Source organism: Mucilaginibacter tolerans (assembly GCF_030519375.1).
GTDB lineage: Bacteria > Bacteroidota > Bacteroidia > Sphingobacteriales > Sphingobacteriaceae > Mucilaginibacter.
This window is the reverse complement of the sequence record NZ_JAUMKB010000012.1, coordinates 88,458-105,710: the sequence shown is the minus strand read 5'-3', so window position 1 is coordinate 105,710 and position 17,253 is coordinate 88,458. Positions and strand designations below refer to the sequence as shown.

Annotated in this window: 20 protein-coding genes; 7 read left to right on the top strand and 13 right to left on the bottom strand. The window is 43.2% G+C overall.

Going from position 1 to position 17,253, the window contains the following annotated elements:
- The first annotated feature begins 121 nt into the window (after positions 1–121).
- The 3 genes from Q3A68_RS17065 (at position 122) to Q3A68_RS17055 (ending at position 2,644) form a co-directional block, all read left to right on the top strand.
- Complete coding sequence (locus Q3A68_RS17065; protein ID WP_302902329.1) at positions 122–568, top strand: hypothetical protein; 447 nt, start codon at positions 122–124, stop codon at positions 566–568.
- 638 nt (positions 569–1,206) lie between these two features.
- Complete coding sequence (locus Q3A68_RS17060; protein ID WP_302902328.1) at positions 1,207–1,998, top strand: sensor histidine kinase; 792 nt, start codon at positions 1,207–1,209, stop codon at positions 1,996–1,998.
- 4 nt (positions 1,999–2,002) lie between these two features.
- On the top strand, positions 2,003–2,644 hold the full coding sequence (locus Q3A68_RS17055; RefSeq protein WP_302902327.1) for a response regulator transcription factor: 642 nt from the start codon (positions 2,003–2,005) through the stop codon (positions 2,642–2,644).
- Here Q3A68_RS17055 and Q3A68_RS17050 read toward each other — a convergent pair.
- From Q3A68_RS17050 to Q3A68_RS23240, 5 genes are all read right to left on the bottom strand, one after another.
- Complete coding sequence (locus Q3A68_RS17050) at positions 2,634–3,719, bottom strand: winged helix DNA-binding domain-containing protein (protein WP_302902326.1); 1,086 nt, start codon at positions 3,717–3,719, stop codon at positions 2,634–2,636. The two genes, Q3A68_RS17055 and Q3A68_RS17050, sit on opposite strands and share 11 nt — an antisense overlap.
- 6 nt (positions 3,720–3,725) lie before the next feature.
- Complete coding sequence (locus Q3A68_RS17045) at positions 3,726–4,022, bottom strand: chaperone modulator CbpM (protein ID WP_302902325.1); 297 nt, start codon at positions 4,020–4,022, stop codon at positions 3,726–3,728.
- 94 nt (positions 4,023–4,116) lie between these two features.
- Positions 4,117–5,058, bottom strand: a complete 942-nt coding sequence (locus Q3A68_RS17040; protein WP_302902324.1) for a DnaJ C-terminal domain-containing protein — start codon at positions 5,056–5,058, stop codon at positions 4,117–4,119.
- Positions 5,059–5,474: 416 nt separating this feature from the next.
- Positions 5,475–6,191 carry a nucleotidyl transferase AbiEii/AbiGii toxin family protein gene (locus tag Q3A68_RS17035; RefSeq protein ID WP_302902323.1) on the bottom strand — a complete coding sequence of 239 codons (717 nt, stop codon included), beginning with the start codon at positions 6,189–6,191 and terminating at the stop codon, positions 5,475–5,477.
- Positions 6,146–6,463 (bottom strand): DUF6922 domain-containing protein, encoded by a 318-nt coding sequence (locus tag Q3A68_RS23240; RefSeq protein ID WP_489671736.1) that lies wholly within the window; start codon positions 6,461–6,463, stop codon positions 6,146–6,148. Before Q3A68_RS23240 ends, Q3A68_RS17035 begins: the two co-directional genes overlap by 46 nt.
- Before the next feature lie 229 nt (positions 6,464–6,692).
- Here Q3A68_RS23240 and Q3A68_RS17030 point away from each other — a divergent pair, with 229 nt between their 5' ends.
- Entirely contained in the window at positions 6,693–8,318 is a 1,626-nt protein-coding gene (locus tag Q3A68_RS17030) for a DUF3863 domain-containing protein (protein WP_302902322.1), read from the top strand.
- Here the strand turns inward: Q3A68_RS17030 and Q3A68_RS17025 are convergent.
- Complete coding sequence (locus tag Q3A68_RS17025) at positions 8,315–8,683, bottom strand: response regulator (RefSeq protein WP_302902321.1); 369 nt, start codon at positions 8,681–8,683, stop codon at positions 8,315–8,317. The two genes, Q3A68_RS17030 and Q3A68_RS17025, sit on opposite strands and share 4 nt — an antisense overlap.
- 120 nt (positions 8,684–8,803) lie before the next feature.
- Between Q3A68_RS17025 and Q3A68_RS17020 the strand changes: the two genes are divergently transcribed.
- Entirely contained in the window at positions 8,804–8,986 is a 183-nt protein-coding gene (locus tag Q3A68_RS17020) for a hypothetical protein (protein ID WP_302902320.1), read from the top strand.
- 24 nt (positions 8,987–9,010) lie between these two features.
- A complete protein-coding gene (locus tag Q3A68_RS17015; RefSeq protein ID WP_302902319.1) occupies positions 9,011–9,562 on the top strand; it encodes a PRC-barrel domain-containing protein in 552 nt (183 codons plus the stop codon).
- Positions 9,563–9,734: 172 nt separating this feature from the next.
- On the opposite strand, the gene Q3A68_RS17010 is transcribed toward Q3A68_RS17015, so the two are convergent.
- The 7 genes from Q3A68_RS17010 to Q3A68_RS16980 form a co-directional block, all read right to left on the bottom strand.
- Positions 9,735–10,655 carry an NADP-dependent oxidoreductase gene (locus tag Q3A68_RS17010; RefSeq protein ID WP_302902318.1) on the bottom strand — a complete coding sequence of 307 codons (921 nt, stop codon included), beginning with the start codon at positions 10,653–10,655 and terminating at the stop codon, positions 9,735–9,737.
- Positions 10,656–10,703: 48 nt separating this feature from the next.
- On the bottom strand, positions 10,704–11,204 hold the full coding sequence (locus Q3A68_RS17005) for a cupin domain-containing protein (protein ID WP_302902317.1): 501 nt from the start codon (positions 11,202–11,204) through the stop codon (positions 10,704–10,706).
- Between the two features lie 105 nt (positions 11,205–11,309).
- A complete protein-coding gene (locus Q3A68_RS17000; protein WP_302902316.1) occupies positions 11,310–11,999 on the bottom strand; it encodes a DUF2306 domain-containing protein in 690 nt (229 codons plus the stop codon).
- A 154-nt stretch (positions 12,000–12,153) separates the two neighbouring features.
- A complete protein-coding gene (locus Q3A68_RS16995) occupies positions 12,154–12,918 on the bottom strand; it encodes an SDR family NAD(P)-dependent oxidoreductase (protein ID WP_302902315.1) in 765 nt (254 codons plus the stop codon).
- A gap of 101 nt (positions 12,919–13,019) precedes the next feature.
- Positions 13,020–13,925, bottom strand: coding sequence for a helix-turn-helix domain-containing protein (locus Q3A68_RS16990; protein WP_302902314.1), 906 nt, complete (start codon positions 13,923–13,925; stop codon positions 13,020–13,022).
- A gap of 95 nt (positions 13,926–14,020) precedes the next feature.
- Positions 14,021–14,296: a DUF1905 domain-containing protein gene (locus Q3A68_RS16985; RefSeq protein WP_302902313.1), complete on the bottom strand. Its 276-nt coding sequence runs from the start codon at positions 14,294–14,296 to the stop codon at positions 14,021–14,023.
- 162 nt (positions 14,297–14,458) lie between these two features.
- Positions 14,459–15,529: a HAMP domain-containing protein gene (locus Q3A68_RS16980; protein WP_302902312.1), complete on the bottom strand. Its 1,071-nt coding sequence runs from the start codon at positions 15,527–15,529 to the stop codon at positions 14,459–14,461.
- 361 nt (positions 15,530–15,890) lie between these two features.
- On the opposite strand from Q3A68_RS16980, the gene fabF reads away from it, so the two are divergent.
- The gene (fabF, locus tag Q3A68_RS16975) at positions 15,891–17,135 is read left to right on the top strand and encodes a beta-ketoacyl-ACP synthase II (RefSeq protein ID WP_302902311.1); all 1,245 of its coding nucleotides are present in this window, start codon (positions 15,891–15,893) and stop codon (positions 17,133–17,135) included.
- Positions 17,136–17,253: the final 118 nt, after the last annotated feature.

Genomic DNA, 17,253 nt, shown 5'->3' with positions numbered 1-17,253 from the left:
AACTTTCCGATAGGGTGTTTTTACGGTATAAAATAGGTGTAATAACGGATATAAAGTCCTGATTATTTGAGGAATTTAGTGTATAATTAATCAAATTATTTACATTTAAACCCTAACTGAAATGGAACCCCCAATTAAAAACGAAAATGCCGTGGCAGGCGACTTTGAGCAAAGAGATTTGTTGACAAATTCACAGGTGCAAGATTTATCCGATCATCTGTTCAGTTTGTTTCAGGTTTCTGAGAATGGTGCCCTTAGAAAAATGGACAGTTCAAACCCGCCCGATCCGGCCAAAAATGATACCAGGAGAGCTTATTTCTCTAAAGCCAAAATAGATGCACTTTTTAATGCCAATCCCGGCAGCGACGGTATATATATATACTTTGGGGCCTTTAGCCCGAACATTAACCTTGGTAATAGGGCCTATAATAACAAATTGACGTGCATGATGGTTACAGCCAAAGGAACGACAATAAATTTGCTCGATGCGGCTAGCGTAAGCGGTGCCACAGGAGCTGGCATGGCTTTAACCCCCATCAAGACTTGTCCGCCCGATATTTGCCCTTAAAAATAATGCCTTGCAATGTTAGTATATTCTTATTATGTTTTTTTTCAAATAGCAGCATTTTTAGTAGCGTTATACCAATATCCTAAAATAAAAGGCACGCAGTATAAATATTTTATACCCTACCTTTTATTTATAGTTATTTACGAGTTAGGGCAACTGAACAATTGGTTTGTTATTGACCATAAAAATTTATGGATAACGAACATTGCAATGACCATTTCCTCTCTTTTTTACAGTTTCTTTCTATTAAAGGTCATAAGAACATTAACTTTTAAAAAATGGATAAAAAGAGTGGTCTTTTTATCCATTTTATGTTCTTTAATTGATATCGTCTTTATACAGGGATTTTGGAATCTGGACACGATTGCCATCTTGCTGCAGTTGGGTATCTTGATTATGATAACCTGTCTCTATTTTTATGAATTATTGAATTATACCGAAGAAACACTGTCGATCATAAGACTTCCTGCATTTTGGCTGAATACCGGCCTGCTGTTTTATTGCCTGGTCAACTTTTTGTCGTTCTCGGCCTTTGCATATATGGCCTATACCGGGAACTATGAATATCATTTGTTATATGATTTAACAGCTAATATTGCTAACATTATATTGTATTCTTTTTTAATGATAACATTTATATGCTTCAACAGGATCACGTACTGATACTTGTGATAATTGCTGGTACAATCATCTTGTTGACGTTAGGGATTTTCATCATCGGGTTTCTGTTTTTTTACCAGCGGAAACACAATAAACATCTCACAGAAAAGCAAATATTGCAGTCTCATTTCCAACAGACGCTACTTCAGGCCCAGCTTGAGATCCGGGAGCAAACCATGCAAACCATCGGGGCCGATCTGCACGATAATATAGGGCAGTTGTTAAGTTTGACTTCACTAACGCTCAACTCAGTAAAACTGGAAGATGTTGAAAAGGCACAACAAAAAATTGATGCGGCACTCGATTTGACAGTCCGGTCGATAAAAGAGATGCGATTGCTGGGTAAGTTATTGCAAGGGGAGCAATTGATTGGCCTTGGACTAGGTGAAGCAATCCGGCACGAGATAAGCTGGATAGAAAAATCGGGGCAGTATACTGTAAATTACGAGATTGAAGGGGAGCAGCCTGTACAAAAGAACCCGGATAAAGACCTGATACTTTTTCGCGTATTGCAGGAAATACTAAATAATATCATCAAGCACTCAAAAGCAAGAGAAATTAGTATTAAACTTGGATATAGTGATGTGGGTATTACATTACAGGTAATTGATAACGGGACAGGGTTTGATGTGACCAATTTACCAGGGGATCAGAAAGGCATGGGGCTATTGAATATTCAAAAAAGGGCTGAGATAGTAGGGGGGACATTCTTTATACAATCGCAACCAGGTGAAGGGACCTGTATCGAAATTTTTATTCCTTATCCTTAAGAAAATGGCAACAGAAAAGATACTTATTGCAATTGTAGACGACCATACGCTGTTTAGAAACGGCGTAGCAGGCCTGATGAATGAATTCGACGAACTGGAAGTAGTTTTTGAGGCTGAAAATGGTCAGCAAATGCAATCCGCCTTAGCCAAAAATAAGTTGCCCAATGTGGTACTGATGGACATCAATATGCCGGTAATGGACGGCTATGATGCAACGGCCTGGCTAAAGAAAAGTTATCCGCAGATAAAGGTTTTGGCGCTTAGCATGTTTGAAGATGATAAGGCCGTAATAAAAATGATCAAATGCGGTGCGAGTGGCTATGTGCTAAAGGAATCAAAGCCCGGTGAACTACTGGAGGCTATAAAAACCATTCATACCAGAGGGGTTTATATTAATGAGATGGTTTCAGGCAAACTGATCCGTTCGCTGGCAGAGGATGAGGGCGGCATGGATTTTACAAAAAAAGAGCTGGAGTTTTTGCGGCTTTGCTGTTCCGAACTCACTTATAAAGAAATAGCTGATAAAATGTTTGTGAGTCCACGTACGGTGGATAATTATCGTGAGGCACTGTTCACGAAATTAAATCTCAAGTCACGAACGGGTTTGGTGTTATACGCCATACAGAACCAGATATTTACCTTTTAGTATTTATCGTAAAATCCTTTGATCCCAGAAAATTAGCATAACGCTTTGCTGCAGATGTAACAGCCGTTTGGTTTACCTTGCTTAATGGTGCAAAAGGGATCAGTTCAATGTCAATCCTGGTTTTCCCAATTGTGCGTTTCCAGATACCAATGACCTTACCATTTGCAATAATCGTATGATTGAAAATGGTTCCTCTCGGATCAGCTTTGTTAATATCGGATGCAGCGATGGTAGCGCTTCTGTCTTTATAGCTTACAATATATTCGTCGTAGTTCGGTAGCAGAAAAGCGCCCGGTGATTTGCTTTTTATCACGTTTTCCTGTTCAACGAACCAATAAGTATTGCCATCGGCTGATGTGCTCGTTAACTTATGTTTTACTGCTTCCAGACCTGCTTTAGCATCTGTTACAGTTAACCCGCTCCACCAAACATAGTCTTGCAAAGTAGCAGGCCCGTGCGAGATAAAATAACGTTCGGCTAACGCGATAAGAGACGCCAGCCTATCAAATGGCTTTGATAGGGGAACCCGTTCATCCAAAAGCGTATAAGTGAATTGCTTCCCTTGCCTGCCGCCGCTGCAAACCAGGCCAATAAGCTCCATTTGCATCATAATATGGATAAAACGCTGCTCATCTGTGGCCACGCCCGCCTGTTCCAATACCTGTGCGATTTCATCTCTCATTAATTGTTTGCCGCCTTGCATGGCTTGCAGAATGGCCTTTTCACTTTTTGAGAAAACAATATTATCGAGTTTATGCTGCCTGTGATGGGTCCCGGCGATTGTCATTATCCGGGGTGCGGTTAGCTGAATCATCCAGCGGATATCTTTAGGATGAACAAAGTGCCAGGTCGGGCGCATTACATGGGTGCGGATGATATCGCCCTTGGTAAAAGCATCTTCAATAGGCTTGTCGGTAACACCCTTAAGCCGCTGGGCAATTGCCCATTTGGCACCCGCATAGTCCTGCGATTGGATAGCACCCATGTAATAAAGAATATCGGCAGGCTGGGTAAAATGCGGTGAGGCCAGTTGCTGATTTAGCAGGCGTAGTTCGCGGATGTCAGTCGCTGTCATAGCTGATCAGTCGCGTTCATAAAGTCTAAGCCTGTTTTTTAAGAGCCTCATTTCCTGGTGCATGGCTTCCACCCGGTCCAATAAATGGGTAATAGCCTCAATACCGGCAAGGTTAATCTCGAGCTCGTGATGTAGGCGCACCATTTTTTCCAGGCGTTGCAGTTGAGTTTCATGGATAAACTCGTCTTGATCAATAAGCGTAATTTCGATCAATCCAGCTTCGCTCAGTGAGTGGATAAAAGTATGCTCAACCTGGTGCCAGGTGCAAAATTCAGTAGTAGATATCAGGGTTGCAGTAGACATAATCTTTAAAACTCTAAATTCTAATTTCTAAACTCTAGATAAAATCGAGTGCTGAACTTAATCAACTAAATCTAACTTAATCCAAGTCAATCAACTATTTCACCTTTTCGCTTTCAGCTAGTTGAGTAAACAATTCTCTTTGTTTTTCAGTAATATTGGTCGGCAACTGAACTTCGTAAGTTAGATACAGATCGCCAAACTCTCCATCTTTTTTATAAACCGGGAAGCCTTTGCCTTTCAGTTTTACTTTGGTGCCATTTTGGGTTCCTGCGGCTACCTTTAATTTTACCTTTCCTGTTAAAGTATCAATGGTAATCTCACCACCCAAAACAGCAGTGTAAAGGTCGGTCTTGATGTTAACATACAGATCGGCGCCTGAGCGCTTAAAATACGGATCATTTGCAATCGCGAAAGTGATGTACAGGTCGCCGGCTGGTCCTCCGTTGCTGCCCGGCCCGCCATGGCCTGCTATTTTTATTGTTTGCCCATTTTCAACACCTGCAGGAATGGTAATACGAATCTGCTTGCCGTTTACAGTCAGCGTTTGTTTATGGGTCTCTGCTGCTTCGCGGAGACTCAGGTGCAATTCGGCCGTAAAATCCTGTCCCCGGTATTTCGCTTGTCCGCGTGTACGACCACCGCTTCCGCCAAACATTTGCTGAAAGAAATCAGAGAAATCGCCGCCATCGCCGAAATTTTCAAAACTCTCAAAGCCTTGTCCGAAACCTCCGCCGAAGCCACTATACTGACCGCCGCCATACTGCTGCCGGTTTTGCTGCTGCTGACGTGCGTATTGTTCATGCTCCTCGCCATGTTGCCAGTGCTCGCCGTATTTGTCATACTTTTTGCGTTTTTCAGGATCACTTAATACCTCGTTGGCTTCGTTTATCTGCTGAAATTTTTTGTTGGCTTCAGGATCGTTGGGGATAAGGTCTGGATGGTATTGACGTGCCAGCTTGCGATAAGCAGCTTTTATATCCTTATCGGATGCATTTTTATCCAAGCCGAGTATTTTGTAATAATCAATAAAGGCCATAGTCAGGTATCTGTACAACCTAAACCTGTGAGTATAGGTTTAAGTTTTTATCGGTATAAAAATAGCACTTATTGGGGAAGAAGAAATATGATTAGCGTCATTTAAATAAATCTTTGCCGTAGTCCTGGGTTCGAGTCCCTGCAGGATCACAGAATTTCAAAAACCGTCTCTAATTGCGATAGAGGCAGTTTTCGTTTTTGGACTATTTTCGGATATTGTGTTTCTGCACTATAAAGCCGTTTTTTGAGTTCGAACCTTCGTGGGGTTAGCCAGAGTTTGCAAAGAATTAAATACTATCCCATTATAAATCCACCGACTCAAGCCACTATCCTGTGCCTATAGGTTGATTTCACACCAAGGTTCCAGCTAGATTTAAAAAAATACACCTGCGGAGTTAATTGTAATATTTATCTCGACTATCGATTGATCCCACCTCTTTTGCGCATGCGAGGTCTTTTACCCTGAGTTACCCTTAACTCTTGATGTAAATCAAAATCCGGAGATTCTTTAAATAACCTATGAGGCTCGGTAATCATCAATTTTAGACGACGTTCAATGTGCTTCCAATCGTAGTTAGAATTTATCATTACTACTCTTTCCTTGAAATTGATGTCGTCATGATAGTTGAGGGCTTTGATCACCATGGTAGGGTTTCTCGATTGGTATTTTACTTCATATGCATCTATCATACCGGCGAGCGGCATCGCGGAAGACAAATAAGCGACATCAATAAAATCCTTTAACCGCGTGCCTGTACCAGAAATCGCGTTGAGCTTCATTGCAGCAATATCTTCTGGCGCAGCCATTCGGACGCCTTCCAGTTCGATTAAAGGTTTGACCAAAGGATAATTGTGTGTGATCAGATCGACCTGCACTCCGGCGATCTTGCCTTTAAGTGTATTAGGGGCTTCGTAGGAAAGCTGGAACTTATAATTTCCCTCTAATGCCGGCAATAATGACTCTTTATCAAAACTGTTTTGTGAAAACAGATCAAGGTCTATACTGATCCTGTGGCCAATCTGAAGAGAGAGAGCAGTTCCGCCCACCAGAAAAAAATCTTTCAGGAGGCCATCCTGCATTAATTTCTTTAAGAGTTCCAATGTTGGTTCCCCAACTGTTTCTTTGCGAAGCATTTCATAGATTTTAATGGTATGTCGAATTGCTGGCTAACAAATTTCATATCTCGGTCATTCAGGTAGCCTATATTCTTGACGGATGCCTTAACCCCTTCGATTCCATACCTGTTCAACATAAAATACCAGTCATTCGGCCAGCCTCTTTGGATCACCCTTTCTACGACAATATCCCGCATGCCTTCATAGTCAAAATCAGCGAGATTATATTCCCATAATAACCCGAGGTCAAGATTAGCTTCTGGATGGTCTCGATAGTCGTCAAAATACATATAATAGTTTTTTTACTCATTACAAATTTACACAAATTGGCTTGCAAAGGCAATTCTTGATGAGTTAAGTGACTACCCGAAAAAAGAAGCTTATTCGTTGTTCTTCAGTGCAATTATTTTCATGACATCCTCCATAAAAGAGTTCGACATTTGTACTAGCGGGGTCACAATCTTTCATCATTTTATTTGCTATTTCATCAAATAGATGCTTAATTTAAGCGCGTCTAATATGAAAAAACTATTTATCTGCCTTGCTTTACTTCTGATTGGTTCCACCGTTTTCTGCCAGAAACCGAGAATTGTGAATATCGTCAACTTTATCCGTCTGCTCGAACCACGCGACCCTGCCATAACCGAAGATGTACTGTATGAAACCGTGGTGAAGCAAGTTGAACTGATGAAGAAATATCACCTCGGCGGGACGTTTCTGCTGCAATATGATGCATTGATGGATCCGCGCTATCAAAAATTGTTAAAACAGCTTCCGAAAAACAGTTTTGAGATAGGAGCATGGTGGGAAATACCCCAGCCCCTGGTAGAACACTCGGGAATGAAATGGCGCGGACGCTACCCCTGGGATTGGCGGGCTAATATTGGTTTCTCAACAGGCTATACGCAAACCGAACGCAGAAAGCTGATCGACACTTACATGCGCGATTTTAAGCACATATTTGGTTACTATCCAAAATCCATCGCCTCATGGTTTATCGATGCCTACAGCCTCAACTATATGTACACCAAATACCATATCGCCGCTTCGGCAAATTGCAAAGATCAGTACGGTACTGATGGTTACACGCTATGGGGAGGGTATTGGAACCAGGCTTATTACCCGAGCAAAATAAACGCTTATATGCCTGCGCAGCATGAGGCCGCCCAAATACCGGTTCCTATTTTCAGGATGCTGGGCAGCGACCCGATAAGGCAGTATGATAATGGCCTCGGCGGCGAAAGGCAGGGTGTGATTACCCTTGAGCCCGTGTATCCAAAAGCGGGCGGCGATTCTGTATGGGTGGATTGGTTTTTTAAGCAATTTGTAAACGGTCCTTCTATGGCTTTTGCCTACACCCAGGCCGGACAGGAGAATTCTTTCACCTGGAACGCAATGGAAAAAGGATTGACCATGCAGTTCCCGTTAATCGCAAAACTTCGTGACGAGAAAAAGATACGGGTAGAAACACTGGCTGCCTCGGGCGAATGGTTCAAATCGCATTTTAAGGTAACGCCGTCTACATCTGTATCAGCCACTGAAGACCTGCCCGGCGGCGACAAGAAAAGCATCTGGTTTGATAGCCGATTTTACCGGGCCAACCTGTATTGGGATGACAGTACATTACGATTCAGGGATATCCATCTTTTTGACGAGAAAATGGTATCAGGCTATGAAACCAAGCCTGTGACAAGCAACGAATGCAGATTCTTTACACTCCCATTGGTTGATGGTTATTTGTGGGGTACCAAAGAAATTTCTGCAGGACTGAAATTCAAAATGTCAGTCAACGGAAAGGATTTGCTGATCAAATTTGACGATCCGGCTGTTTCAGACCGGGAGCCGGGCAAACTGATTGTTAACTGGCCGGTAAAAAGTTTTAAGGGAACCCTTAGAATGGTTTTTACAGATCGGCAAATCGCAATGAGTATGATGGCGCCGGCTGGCACAAAATGGTTTCTTGACCTGGATGCCGCGAAAGATGCAAAACTGCCCTTTCAAAAGATATCTGCAAGGGGGGTAACGGCTCAGTCAGAAGGTGTATCTTATAAGGTTGAACTGGGCAAGGGAAAAATGGATTCGCGCAATACCTTCAGGTTGACACCTGACCGTAACCAGCTATTTATCGATTTAGGCACCCATTAAGCCAATGTTTCCACGTAGTGACTTACTTTCACCATAAAGTCGTCGATATTAAAAGGTTTGCGGATAATGTCATCGGCGTGGCACTCTTCTTTTATTTGGTCAATGTCGATATTTGCCGATACTAAAATAACAGGTATATCTTTTAGGTCGTCCTGCCCTTTTATGTATTCACAAAATTCCTGACCACCTTCACCCCGCAAATTAAGGTCCAGCAACACCAGATTTATTTCCTTACTATGCAGTTTGTCCCGGGCGCGACCTGTATCTGATAAGCTGATCACGTTCAATCCCTGTATCTCTAAAATAATGCCGATCATCTCAGCAATTATTGGTTCGTCTTCGATTACTAATACATTTTTTTCCATAACTAAATCGGTGGTTTGGTTAGAATATAAGTTGTACAAGAATGGTGCCTTTCTTTTTAAGAAAATATAAAAACTTATTGTAAAACGCTTGTTTATAATATATACCTATCTATTAAAAACATGGCACATTTAGAAGTAAAACCACGGAGCCGTAGTACCTGGTGGGTATGGCTCATTGTCTTCATCATTATCATTGCTGCAGCCTACTACTACTTTTATGTTTATAAAAGCGGAGGCAAGCCGATGGTAGAAAATCATCCATACATATCTATGGCGTTTGCAGCAATCGGAAATATTGTTTAGGAATTAACCCTCAAATAGAAAATTATGGCAACTGTAGAAAAAATAGATCATCACATGGAGGAACTCCACGATAGCAATTTTGAGATCGTCGACGGGGAACCGGACATTACAGGCTGGAAGATAAGGGCTCGCAGTGGCAAAAGAGTAGGAAAAGTGAAGGACTTGCTTTTTGATACCTATTCGCGCAAGGTACGGTATCTTATTGCCGATCTTGATGATAACGAACTTGGTATTCAGGACGACAGGCGTGTGCTTATCCCAATAGGGATGGCCGAATTGTATACCCGGGCTGACCGTCATAAACATGAACCCCGCGATCCGGCCTACAATTCGTACGACCCGACGCTGGACGAAAAAGTAGTGTATTTACACACCGTTACAGCCGAGCAACTGGACGAGCTTCCCTTATATGAAAAAGGACGCGTTTCGCGTCACATCGAAGTAGCTATCCGCAGGATATTGGAACCTCCGGAAAAGGATGATTATGTAAGAGACGAGTTTTATCATCACCGGCATTTTGATGATGATAATTTTTATCATCATCGTCACCGTAATCGTAATTATGACGATGAATAAAACTATTCAAAAGCGGGTTATACCGCCCGCTTTTTTATTTTTAAGTTGTTGCCAGCGTTTACGTTCACGGGAGGTGCACGCGTGTAACATCAGTTTGTTATTGCTAGTCAGCATGTTGTAATTTGTTGAGTGGTAGCAGCATGATTAACAATCTTATATTCGTGGTTTTGTGCTAATTAATCTCCAGCACTACCTTGCCATTCACTCCACCCGCAGAAACAAGGTCTTGTGCCTGTGCAGCATCTTCCAGTTTCACGATTTTGGCTACCTGCGTTTTGATTTTTCCTTCTTCAACCAACTTAGCGCCAAATCCGAGTTTTTTATGAGATGGGGTAGATGATATAAATTTGGCTGTGATGTGGTGCTGTTGCGCCAGTTCTTCGGATGGTGGCATAACGGCGCTCAATAATCTGCCGCCCTCCTTCACAACCTCAAATGATTTGGTTTGTGTTTCACCGCCTACCAGGTCAATCACCAAATCAACATCTTTTACCAGTTTGGTAAAATCCTGTGTTTTATAATCAATTACTTCGTCTGCACCCAGGGACTTTGCCAGTGCAAGCCCATCACCTGATGCTGTCCCGATTACATATGCGCCTAGCGCTTTCGCCATCTGTACCATAATGCTCCCCACACCGCCGGATGCGCCATGTATCAATACACGTTGCCCCGGCTTTAGCCCACCGCCCTCTATTAAAAATGAGTAGGAGGTAGCCAGCGGAACCGCCAGGGATGCGGCTTCATCAAAGCCTATATTATTGGGAATCAGCGCTGTTTGATCCTCTTTAAGCGCTACGTACTCCGCGTAAGTGCCGCCAAATGTACTGGCGAATACTTTATCCCCGACTTTTAAACGGGAAACCCCGCTTCCAACAGCCGCTACCGTGCCGCTAACGTCTGACCCGGGGATATAAGGTAAATTCACCGGCATTATTTTTTGCATGAATCCGGAGCGTACCTTCATGTCTATAGGGTTGACTGTGGTAGCCGCTATCTTAATTAAAACTTCATTCTCTTTAGGCTGTGGCTGATCAACCTGGTTTAATTGTATCACCCCGGAATCTCCGAAGACGGTGAATTGCATTGCTTTCATGTTTATATAGTTAAGATGTTGAAATAAAGGTTTGTGATGATTATTTCTTTAATCCAGATAATCCGGAGTGAAAACCTGCTGGCCGTATTTCTCAAGGATAGGGATTAGTTTTTTTATTGCTTCAGGATCCATTGGCGGTGGTGGAAGGAATTCACCTGCAGCAACAGGGTGACCTATTTCCAGGAACATTTCTTCCAGCCCCGATGGAACAACCGTGCAGAGTAAATGAGCAACCTGATCCGTTTTGTTTTTAAAACAATGCACCACTCCCCCCTTCGGCACAACTACATACGACCCTTTTTTAGCGATGTAAGTGCCCGTCTCGGATTTGACCTCTATCTCCCCATCTACAACATAAAAAGTTTCCTCAAAATCAGGATGGGCATGCGGACCGGGGCCGCCGCCCGGTGGTATCAGCATATCGATGGTAGCAAAGGCGTTGCCCGTTTGTTCCCCTGTAGCCAGGATACGGTAAGTATCACCTACCATGGATATGTTTTGTCCTTCTGGCGGGCCTACTGTCATAGGGGGCGGTTTTTGATTTTCCATAGTTGGTAAACATGGTTTGGTTGGTTTTGTTCTCAAGATAAATATAGAGGTTCTAGGTCCGAGTGAACTATTTTCCGCTTCATTTGGCGGAGTTTATTCAGTAAATTAAACCATCGGCATTGTCGGGATATCCGCATGGTGTTTTTTCCTGGTTTTTCTTATCCAATATTCGGCAAAGCTGATATGAATGATAAAAGCGAACCAGAAAGCTATCCCAAAGAATTGCTGAACAGTTAAGCCAGTCAGCCTGTTTGTTGCAAAAAATACGCCCATAACAGGTCGGGTTGTGGATACTGCCAGGGCAATAGCGAATACGCGAATCATCCATTCGCGGTGCTGGTCAAAGTCCTTTTTTAGGATATACAGGTAAGCACGCAACAGCGAAAAAAGAAATAATACGCCGAACGTGGTTACTGCCAGTGTTTCGGTCATGCCGCCGATGGCCATTACAGCGCCCATGATCAAGGCAGTGACGCCGATTATCAAACCGGAAACGAGAGCGACATAGCCGATACTACGATGCGTTTTGCGATAGTTGTTTCTTATCTGTTGGATGAATTGCAATGGGGCCAAAAGCACAAACACCAAACCCGCAGTGATATGGATAAGTGTTAACTGCGGGTGTGCCGCGAACCCCTCATCCGGTACAGCTGATTTGGTCGGGATATTGCTTCCCGACCTGTTCATGTGGCTGAGAAATATAAAGCGGCGTACAACAATAGCAATGCCTATCAGCACCAGGAAACTCGTGATTCCCCATAGCCAGCGCTCCGATTTGTTGCTGCCGTTGCTCATTGTTCCTCTCCTTAATTTATAGATGAACAGGAGGAGGAAATGTTACAAATAAATAGGGTGCCATGCTTGGCCTGGCGAAGCATGGTGGGTAAGGGGCCTTACCGCACCGCTCTTCGACAGGCTCAGGGTGACACCCGTCTAATAACAGTAATAATTATATATTCTGCCCACCAGACACTTCAATGCGCTGGGCATTGATCCAGCGGCCCTCTTCGGTACATAAAAATGCGACTACCCCACCGATATCATCGGGCACTCCTGCTCGGCCCAATGCAGTTGCGTCAGCGACCATCTTGTTCACATTTTCATTATCTCTGACGTGGCCACCGCCAAAATCGGTGGCAATAGCGCCGGGAGCCACTACATTCACCGCTATGCCGCGTGTACCTAACTCCTTAGCCATATAACGGCTCAAAACTTCGACGGCACCTTTCATTGAAGCATAAGCTGAATAGTTTGGATAGGCGAAACGTGCCAGGCCCGATGAGATATTAATAATACGGCCGCCGTCATTAATAATAGGCAGTGCTTTTTGAGTCAGGAAGAATACGCCTTTAAAGTGTACATTCAGCAGCTGGTCGAACTGATCTTCGGTAGTTTCTGGAAATGGGTTGTATGAACCAAAGCCTGCGTTGTTAATCAGGAAGTCGAAATGATCTGTATTAAAAATGTCTTTCAGCACAGTTTTCAACTGACTAAAGAATTTATCGAAGCTTTTTACATCACCTGCATTTAGTTGCAATGCTGCAGCTTTTAACCCTGCCTTTTCAATTTCGGACACTACTGCATCCGCTTCCTCTTTTTTGCTGTTATATGTAAGGATTACGTTGATGCCTTTTTCGGCTAATTTAAGCGCCATGTTTTTGCCCAGTCCGCGGCTGCCGCCGGTTACCAGGGCTATTTTGTTATTTGTTGCCATCTAATTTTTCTGATTATTTCGATAGAACAAAATTAGCCCGGAATGGTTAGTGGGTGTTTGCAAACTTCAATCTAATGTTTGCAAAAATCAAATATCAATTGTTAAGCACGAAAGGTTAGGGGAGCCAGTGAGGTTTGTTTTCTGAAAAAGTTGGAGAAATGTGCCACCTGTTCGAAACCCAAACTGTAGGCGATCTCCGAGATATTCCAGTTGGTTTGTTTGAGTAAAATCTTAGCTTCCTGGATAACGCGGCTACTGATGAAATCGGTAGTGGTTTTTCCGGTATTCTCTTTTAATACTTTATTCAGATGGTTAACGTGTACGGCAAGACGATCGGCATAATCTTTTGCTGTGCGAAGGCTCAATCGCTGATTAGGTGATTCGATCGGGAACTGCCGTTCAAGTAATTCCACAAATAAGGACGAAACGCGCGCCGAGGCATTATGCGCAGGATATAGCGAAGTAGCGGGTTGCAGTTTCTGTCCGTAGTGGATCAGCTCCAGCACATAATTACGTATCAAATCATATTTATAGGCATAATCGGAAGATAACTCATTATGCATTTTGACCAGGATAGCAGATATTTCCTCCGCCTGCGCATCCGAAACCTTAAAAATAGGATAGCCGCCGGGCTGGTAAATGGGCAGATCATCAAGCACTATTCCGCTTTTGGTTTGAACCAGGAACTCGGGTGTAAAAATGCAGAACAAGCCAGACTGGTTATCGTCCAGAGGGACATAATTGTATGGAATTTTAGGTGTGGCAAACAGCAGGGCATTCTTTTCAATATCGACCACCTTATCGGCGTACTCCGCCCTGTTGCGACCGCGTATCATGCTGATTTTGTAATAGGTACGGCGGTTGTATGGCATAACGCCCTTCTTTTTAGTATGGGCTATCATATCGTCAATCCGGGATACATTGAAGTGCCCGATCTCCTTGTTAATGCCCTCAGGAATAACGGAAGAAGTTTGCCGGTAGAAATCTTCGATTGTCGTTATCGTCATAGCCTTTGATTTGCAAAAATCAAATATATTGCAAAACCGGGCTATTAACATCAAGCTTCTGTAATTTTACCATCAACTTTATTGGGATTCTGGCATTAATTTGTCCGCTCCAATAAATTCACGGTCACTGTTTCTCCTGCTTCCTTTTTAATGAGTCCTCTTAGCTCAGCCTTTATAGGCAGTTTGTGTGTGCCATCGCCCAGGGCCATAAATGAACTATTAAATGGATGTCCATCAACCATGGCCTTTACTTTAACCAGCCCCCTTGTTTTAAAATATTCAACCGATTCGGGCCAGATTACAAAGGTCCACCCTCCTTTATTCGGGCTTTTCAGAAGTGTTGCTGTAAATTCTTTATTTAATGTTTTCATGATATTTATCATTTATACAACAAAGTTACAGGCAGGGGAAAACCAGCGTGAGTGTCGTAAACGACATTTGTGGTGGGGGAAAACGACAGTTAGATTAACAGGTGATTGGTTAACTAGTTAATCAGGAAATTCCAGATCATCGGTTAACTGATTAACGAATCACTAAATAGCATGGATCTCTGTCAGATTACGTAAAACGTATATTCTCCCGACAGGTACACGGGCAATATTTACTTCATCGGGCCTGATACTGGCAATATTCGGAATATAAAGCCTGACATTTTCCAACTGAAATATAGACTCCTTGCCATCGAGTTTTATTTTTAATGAACTGAGATCATCCTCTGTATCCAGAATGGTTTGGAACAGTTTATTATTTGCAGCGAACTGCTGGGCAGGTTTACCGCACATTCTGTGCTCGTGCAGGTCAAGCAGATTTTGGGCCTCCGTATTGATGTGTAGTATTTCGCGTTTTTCATTCAAAATAATCACAGCATCGCGCATTTGTTCAATGATCGCTTCTACACGTTGTTTTTGCGCAAATACCTCGCTGATGCTCTCGTGATCATGCTTTTTGAGGTTCGCGCCCATCTCATTAAAGGCATCTGACACAGCAGCAAACTCGTCACTCTTGGTAAAGTGAAGCCGGTAGTCGAAATTTTTCCGGCCAACCTCATCCAAACCATCAGAAAGAGCAATCAAAGGATCAGAGATAAAGCCGCTGATATTCACACTAAAGCTAAACAATGCCAGGAAGGTTAAACAACCAATTAGTCCCAGGATAATAGTGGCCTTATTTACAGAGTCTTGCGCTTTGGTATGTTTTTGAACTATGGCCTGCATATTCAATTGTTCTATAGTGCGCAAGTCAACACGGATCGCATGTAGGGCGGCTTGCTGTTGTGATGAGTTTGCACCAGCGCTTTGTAATTGGTTGAAATCTTTCCGTAAAGAAGCGGTAACAGCATCTTCGCCTTTTTCAGTTATGTTATGTTCCTGTTTTACAAGCGGTTTATCGAAGGCAGTCTTGGCGGCATCACTGAGCGGGATAGTGTTGTCATCAAGCACCGTTCTCATTTCACGGGCAAAAGTTAACGTTTCATAGTTATTCTTGAGAACAACCTTAGCACCTTCAGACAGTTCGTTAATATAAAATATCGACAACGATCCTGCTAAAAGGTTAGTGATAAAAATCAAGCCGAAGCCAACGCGTATCTTATGTTTTAGTTTCATAACCGTTCGTTTAAATGGTTAATACTAATGTGCCAGGAAGAAAAATCAGTTAGGGGAAGATAGCTATAATTGGTATGCGGATATATAAAGCTAACGGCGTATATATCTTGTTGTTATAAAGATACTAAAATATTTTCCGTCAATCCAACTCTGTTTGATCCTGAAAGCCGATTTTACTTTTTATTGCCTCCAAATTGCAATTTGGTGGAGAATTTGAATACGACCAAGCTCAATTAAGGGTGAGATAATTAAGAATAATGGTTTTTTTATTTTGTTACCTTTGCCGGCTTATAATAGTATTGACATATCGATTGCACAAAATACCGATCGGTATCATATATTTGCACGAATTTTAAAAGCTATGTTGAATAGGGTAGTGATAACAGGGTTAGGGGCGTTAACGCCGCTTGGTCTTAACGTAAAGGCGTTCTGGCAAAATATTGTGGATGGTAAAAGCGGTGCTGCCAGGATCACCAAATTTGATCCGTCATTGTTCAGGACACAATTTGCCTGCGAGCTGAAAGATTTTAATGTTGCCATTCACCTCGATCGTGCCGAAATAAAACGAACAGATCCCTTTACCCAGTATGCGTTGATCGCTACTGATGAAGCTATAAAAGATTCGGGTTTCGACCTGAGCACAATGGACCCATTCGATGTTGGCGTGATATGGGGCACCGGTCAGGGTGGTATGGAGACGTTCGAGCAGCAGGTAACCGAATATGCTTTGGGCGATGGACATCCGAGGTTTAGCCCATTCTTTGTGCCAAAGTTCCTGACCAATATGGCATCCGGCATGATCTCGATCCGTAATGGGTTTATGGGCGTTAACTACACACCTATATCGGCTTGCGCCACTTCCAACACGGCCATCATGGAGGCATTTAATCATATCCGTTTAGGGCACGCAAAAATTATAGTAAGTGGCGGTTCGGAAGCGCCGATCACTCCGGCATCATTTGGCGGATTCAGCTCGATGAAGGCTATGTCGGCACGGAATGACGACCCGCAGGGTGCCTCACGCCCTTTTGATGTGAATCGTGACGGTTTTGTGATGGCGGAAGGAGCGGGTGCTTTGATATTGGAAGAATACGAACACGCCGTGAAACGTGGCGCAAAAATCTACGCTGAAATAACAGGCGCGGCCATGACGGCAGATGCTTACCACATGACCGCCACACATCCTGAGGGCATTGGCGCAACGCGTGCCATGCAGAAGGCCTTGAAGGAATCAGGTATAAATGTAGCCGACGTTGACTATATGAATATGCATGCAACTTCAACCCATGTTGGTGATCTTTCAGAGACCAAAGCAATTTCAGCTTTAGGTAGCAGCGCAGAATTGAATATGAAGATCAGCGCTACCAAATCAATGACGGGCCACTTACTTGGCGCTGCCGGTGCGGTTGAGGCTATTATTTCAATATTGTCAATTCAAAACAGCATCATTCCGCCGACCATCAACACCGAAACACTTGATCCCGAAATTCCTTCAGATCTGAAAATCGTGTTAAAGGAATCCATAAACCACAAAGTAAAGGTGGCCATGAGCAATACCTTTGGCTTTGGCGGGCATAATGCGACGGTAGTGTTTAGAGGGGTGTAAGACAAAAGAGCGCTGTCATGCCGAGCTCAGTCGAAGCATTGGCGGGTAAGGCTTTGCACACCGCACTTCGAGGGCCTCAGTGTGACATCCTTTTATTTTATTTATTACCTGTTTATTC

Bases quoted from the DNA above. Each gene is read 5' to 3' on its own strand.
- Q3A68_RS17010 (WP_302902318.1), bottom strand. From the start codon at position 10,655: ATGAAAGCAATGCAATTCACCGTCTTCGGAGATTCCGGGGTGATACAA.
- Q3A68_RS17015 (WP_302902319.1), top strand. From the start codon at position 9,011: ATGGCAACTGTAGAAAAAATAGATCATCACATGGAGGAACTCCACGAT.
- Q3A68_RS23240 (WP_489671736.1), bottom strand. From the start codon at position 6,463: ATGTATTTTGACGACTATCGAGACCATCCAGAAGCTAATCTTGACCTC.
- Q3A68_RS17005 (WP_302902317.1), bottom strand. From the start codon at position 11,204: ATGGAAAATCAAAAACCGCCCCCTATGACAGTAGGCCCGCCAGAAGGA.
- Q3A68_RS17000 (WP_302902316.1), bottom strand. From the start codon at position 11,999: ATGAGCAACGGCAGCAACAAATCGGAGCGCTGGCTATGGGGAATCACG.
- Q3A68_RS17060 (WP_302902328.1), top strand. From the start codon at position 1,207: ATGCTTCAACAGGATCACGTACTGATACTTGTGATAATTGCTGGTACA.
- Q3A68_RS17030 (WP_302902322.1), top strand. From the start codon at position 6,693: ATGAAAAAACTATTTATCTGCCTTGCTTTACTTCTGATTGGTTCCACC.
- Q3A68_RS17055 (WP_302902327.1), top strand. From the start codon at position 2,003: ATGGCAACAGAAAAGATACTTATTGCAATTGTAGACGACCATACGCTG.
- Q3A68_RS16990 (WP_302902314.1), bottom strand. From the start codon at position 13,925: ATGACGATAACGACAATCGAAGATTTCTACCGGCAAACTTCTTCCGTT.
- Q3A68_RS16985 (WP_302902313.1), bottom strand. From the start codon at position 14,296: ATGAAAACATTAAATAAAGAATTTACAGCAACACTTCTGAAAAGCCCG.
- Q3A68_RS17020 (WP_302902320.1), top strand. From the start codon at position 8,804: ATGGCACATTTAGAAGTAAAACCACGGAGCCGTAGTACCTGGTGGGTA.
- Q3A68_RS17035 (WP_302902323.1), bottom strand. From the start codon at position 6,191: ATGCTTCGCAAAGAAACAGTTGGGGAACCAACATTGGAACTCTTAAAG.
- Q3A68_RS17045 (WP_302902325.1), bottom strand. From the start codon at position 4,022: ATGTCTACTGCAACCCTGATATCTACTACTGAATTTTGCACCTGGCAC.
- Q3A68_RS17040 (WP_302902324.1), bottom strand. From the start codon at position 5,058: ATGGCCTTTATTGATTATTACAAAATACTCGGCTTGGATAAAAATGCA.
- Q3A68_RS17065 (WP_302902329.1), top strand. From the start codon at position 122: ATGGAACCCCCAATTAAAAACGAAAATGCCGTGGCAGGCGACTTTGAG.
- Q3A68_RS16980 (WP_302902312.1), bottom strand. From the start codon at position 15,529: ATGAAACTAAAACATAAGATACGCGTTGGCTTCGGCTTGATTTTTATC.
- Q3A68_RS17050 (WP_302902326.1), bottom strand. From the start codon at position 3,719: ATGACAGCGACTGACATCCGCGAACTACGCCTGCTAAATCAGCAACTG.
- fabF (WP_302902311.1), top strand. From the start codon at position 15,891: ATGTTGAATAGGGTAGTGATAACAGGGTTAGGGGCGTTAACGCCGCTT.
- Q3A68_RS17025 (WP_302902321.1), bottom strand. From the start codon at position 8,683: ATGGAAAAAAATGTATTAGTAATCGAAGACGAACCAATAATTGCTGAG.
- Q3A68_RS16995 (WP_302902315.1), bottom strand. From the start codon at position 12,918: ATGGCAACAAATAACAAAATAGCCCTGGTAACCGGCGGCAGCCGCGGA.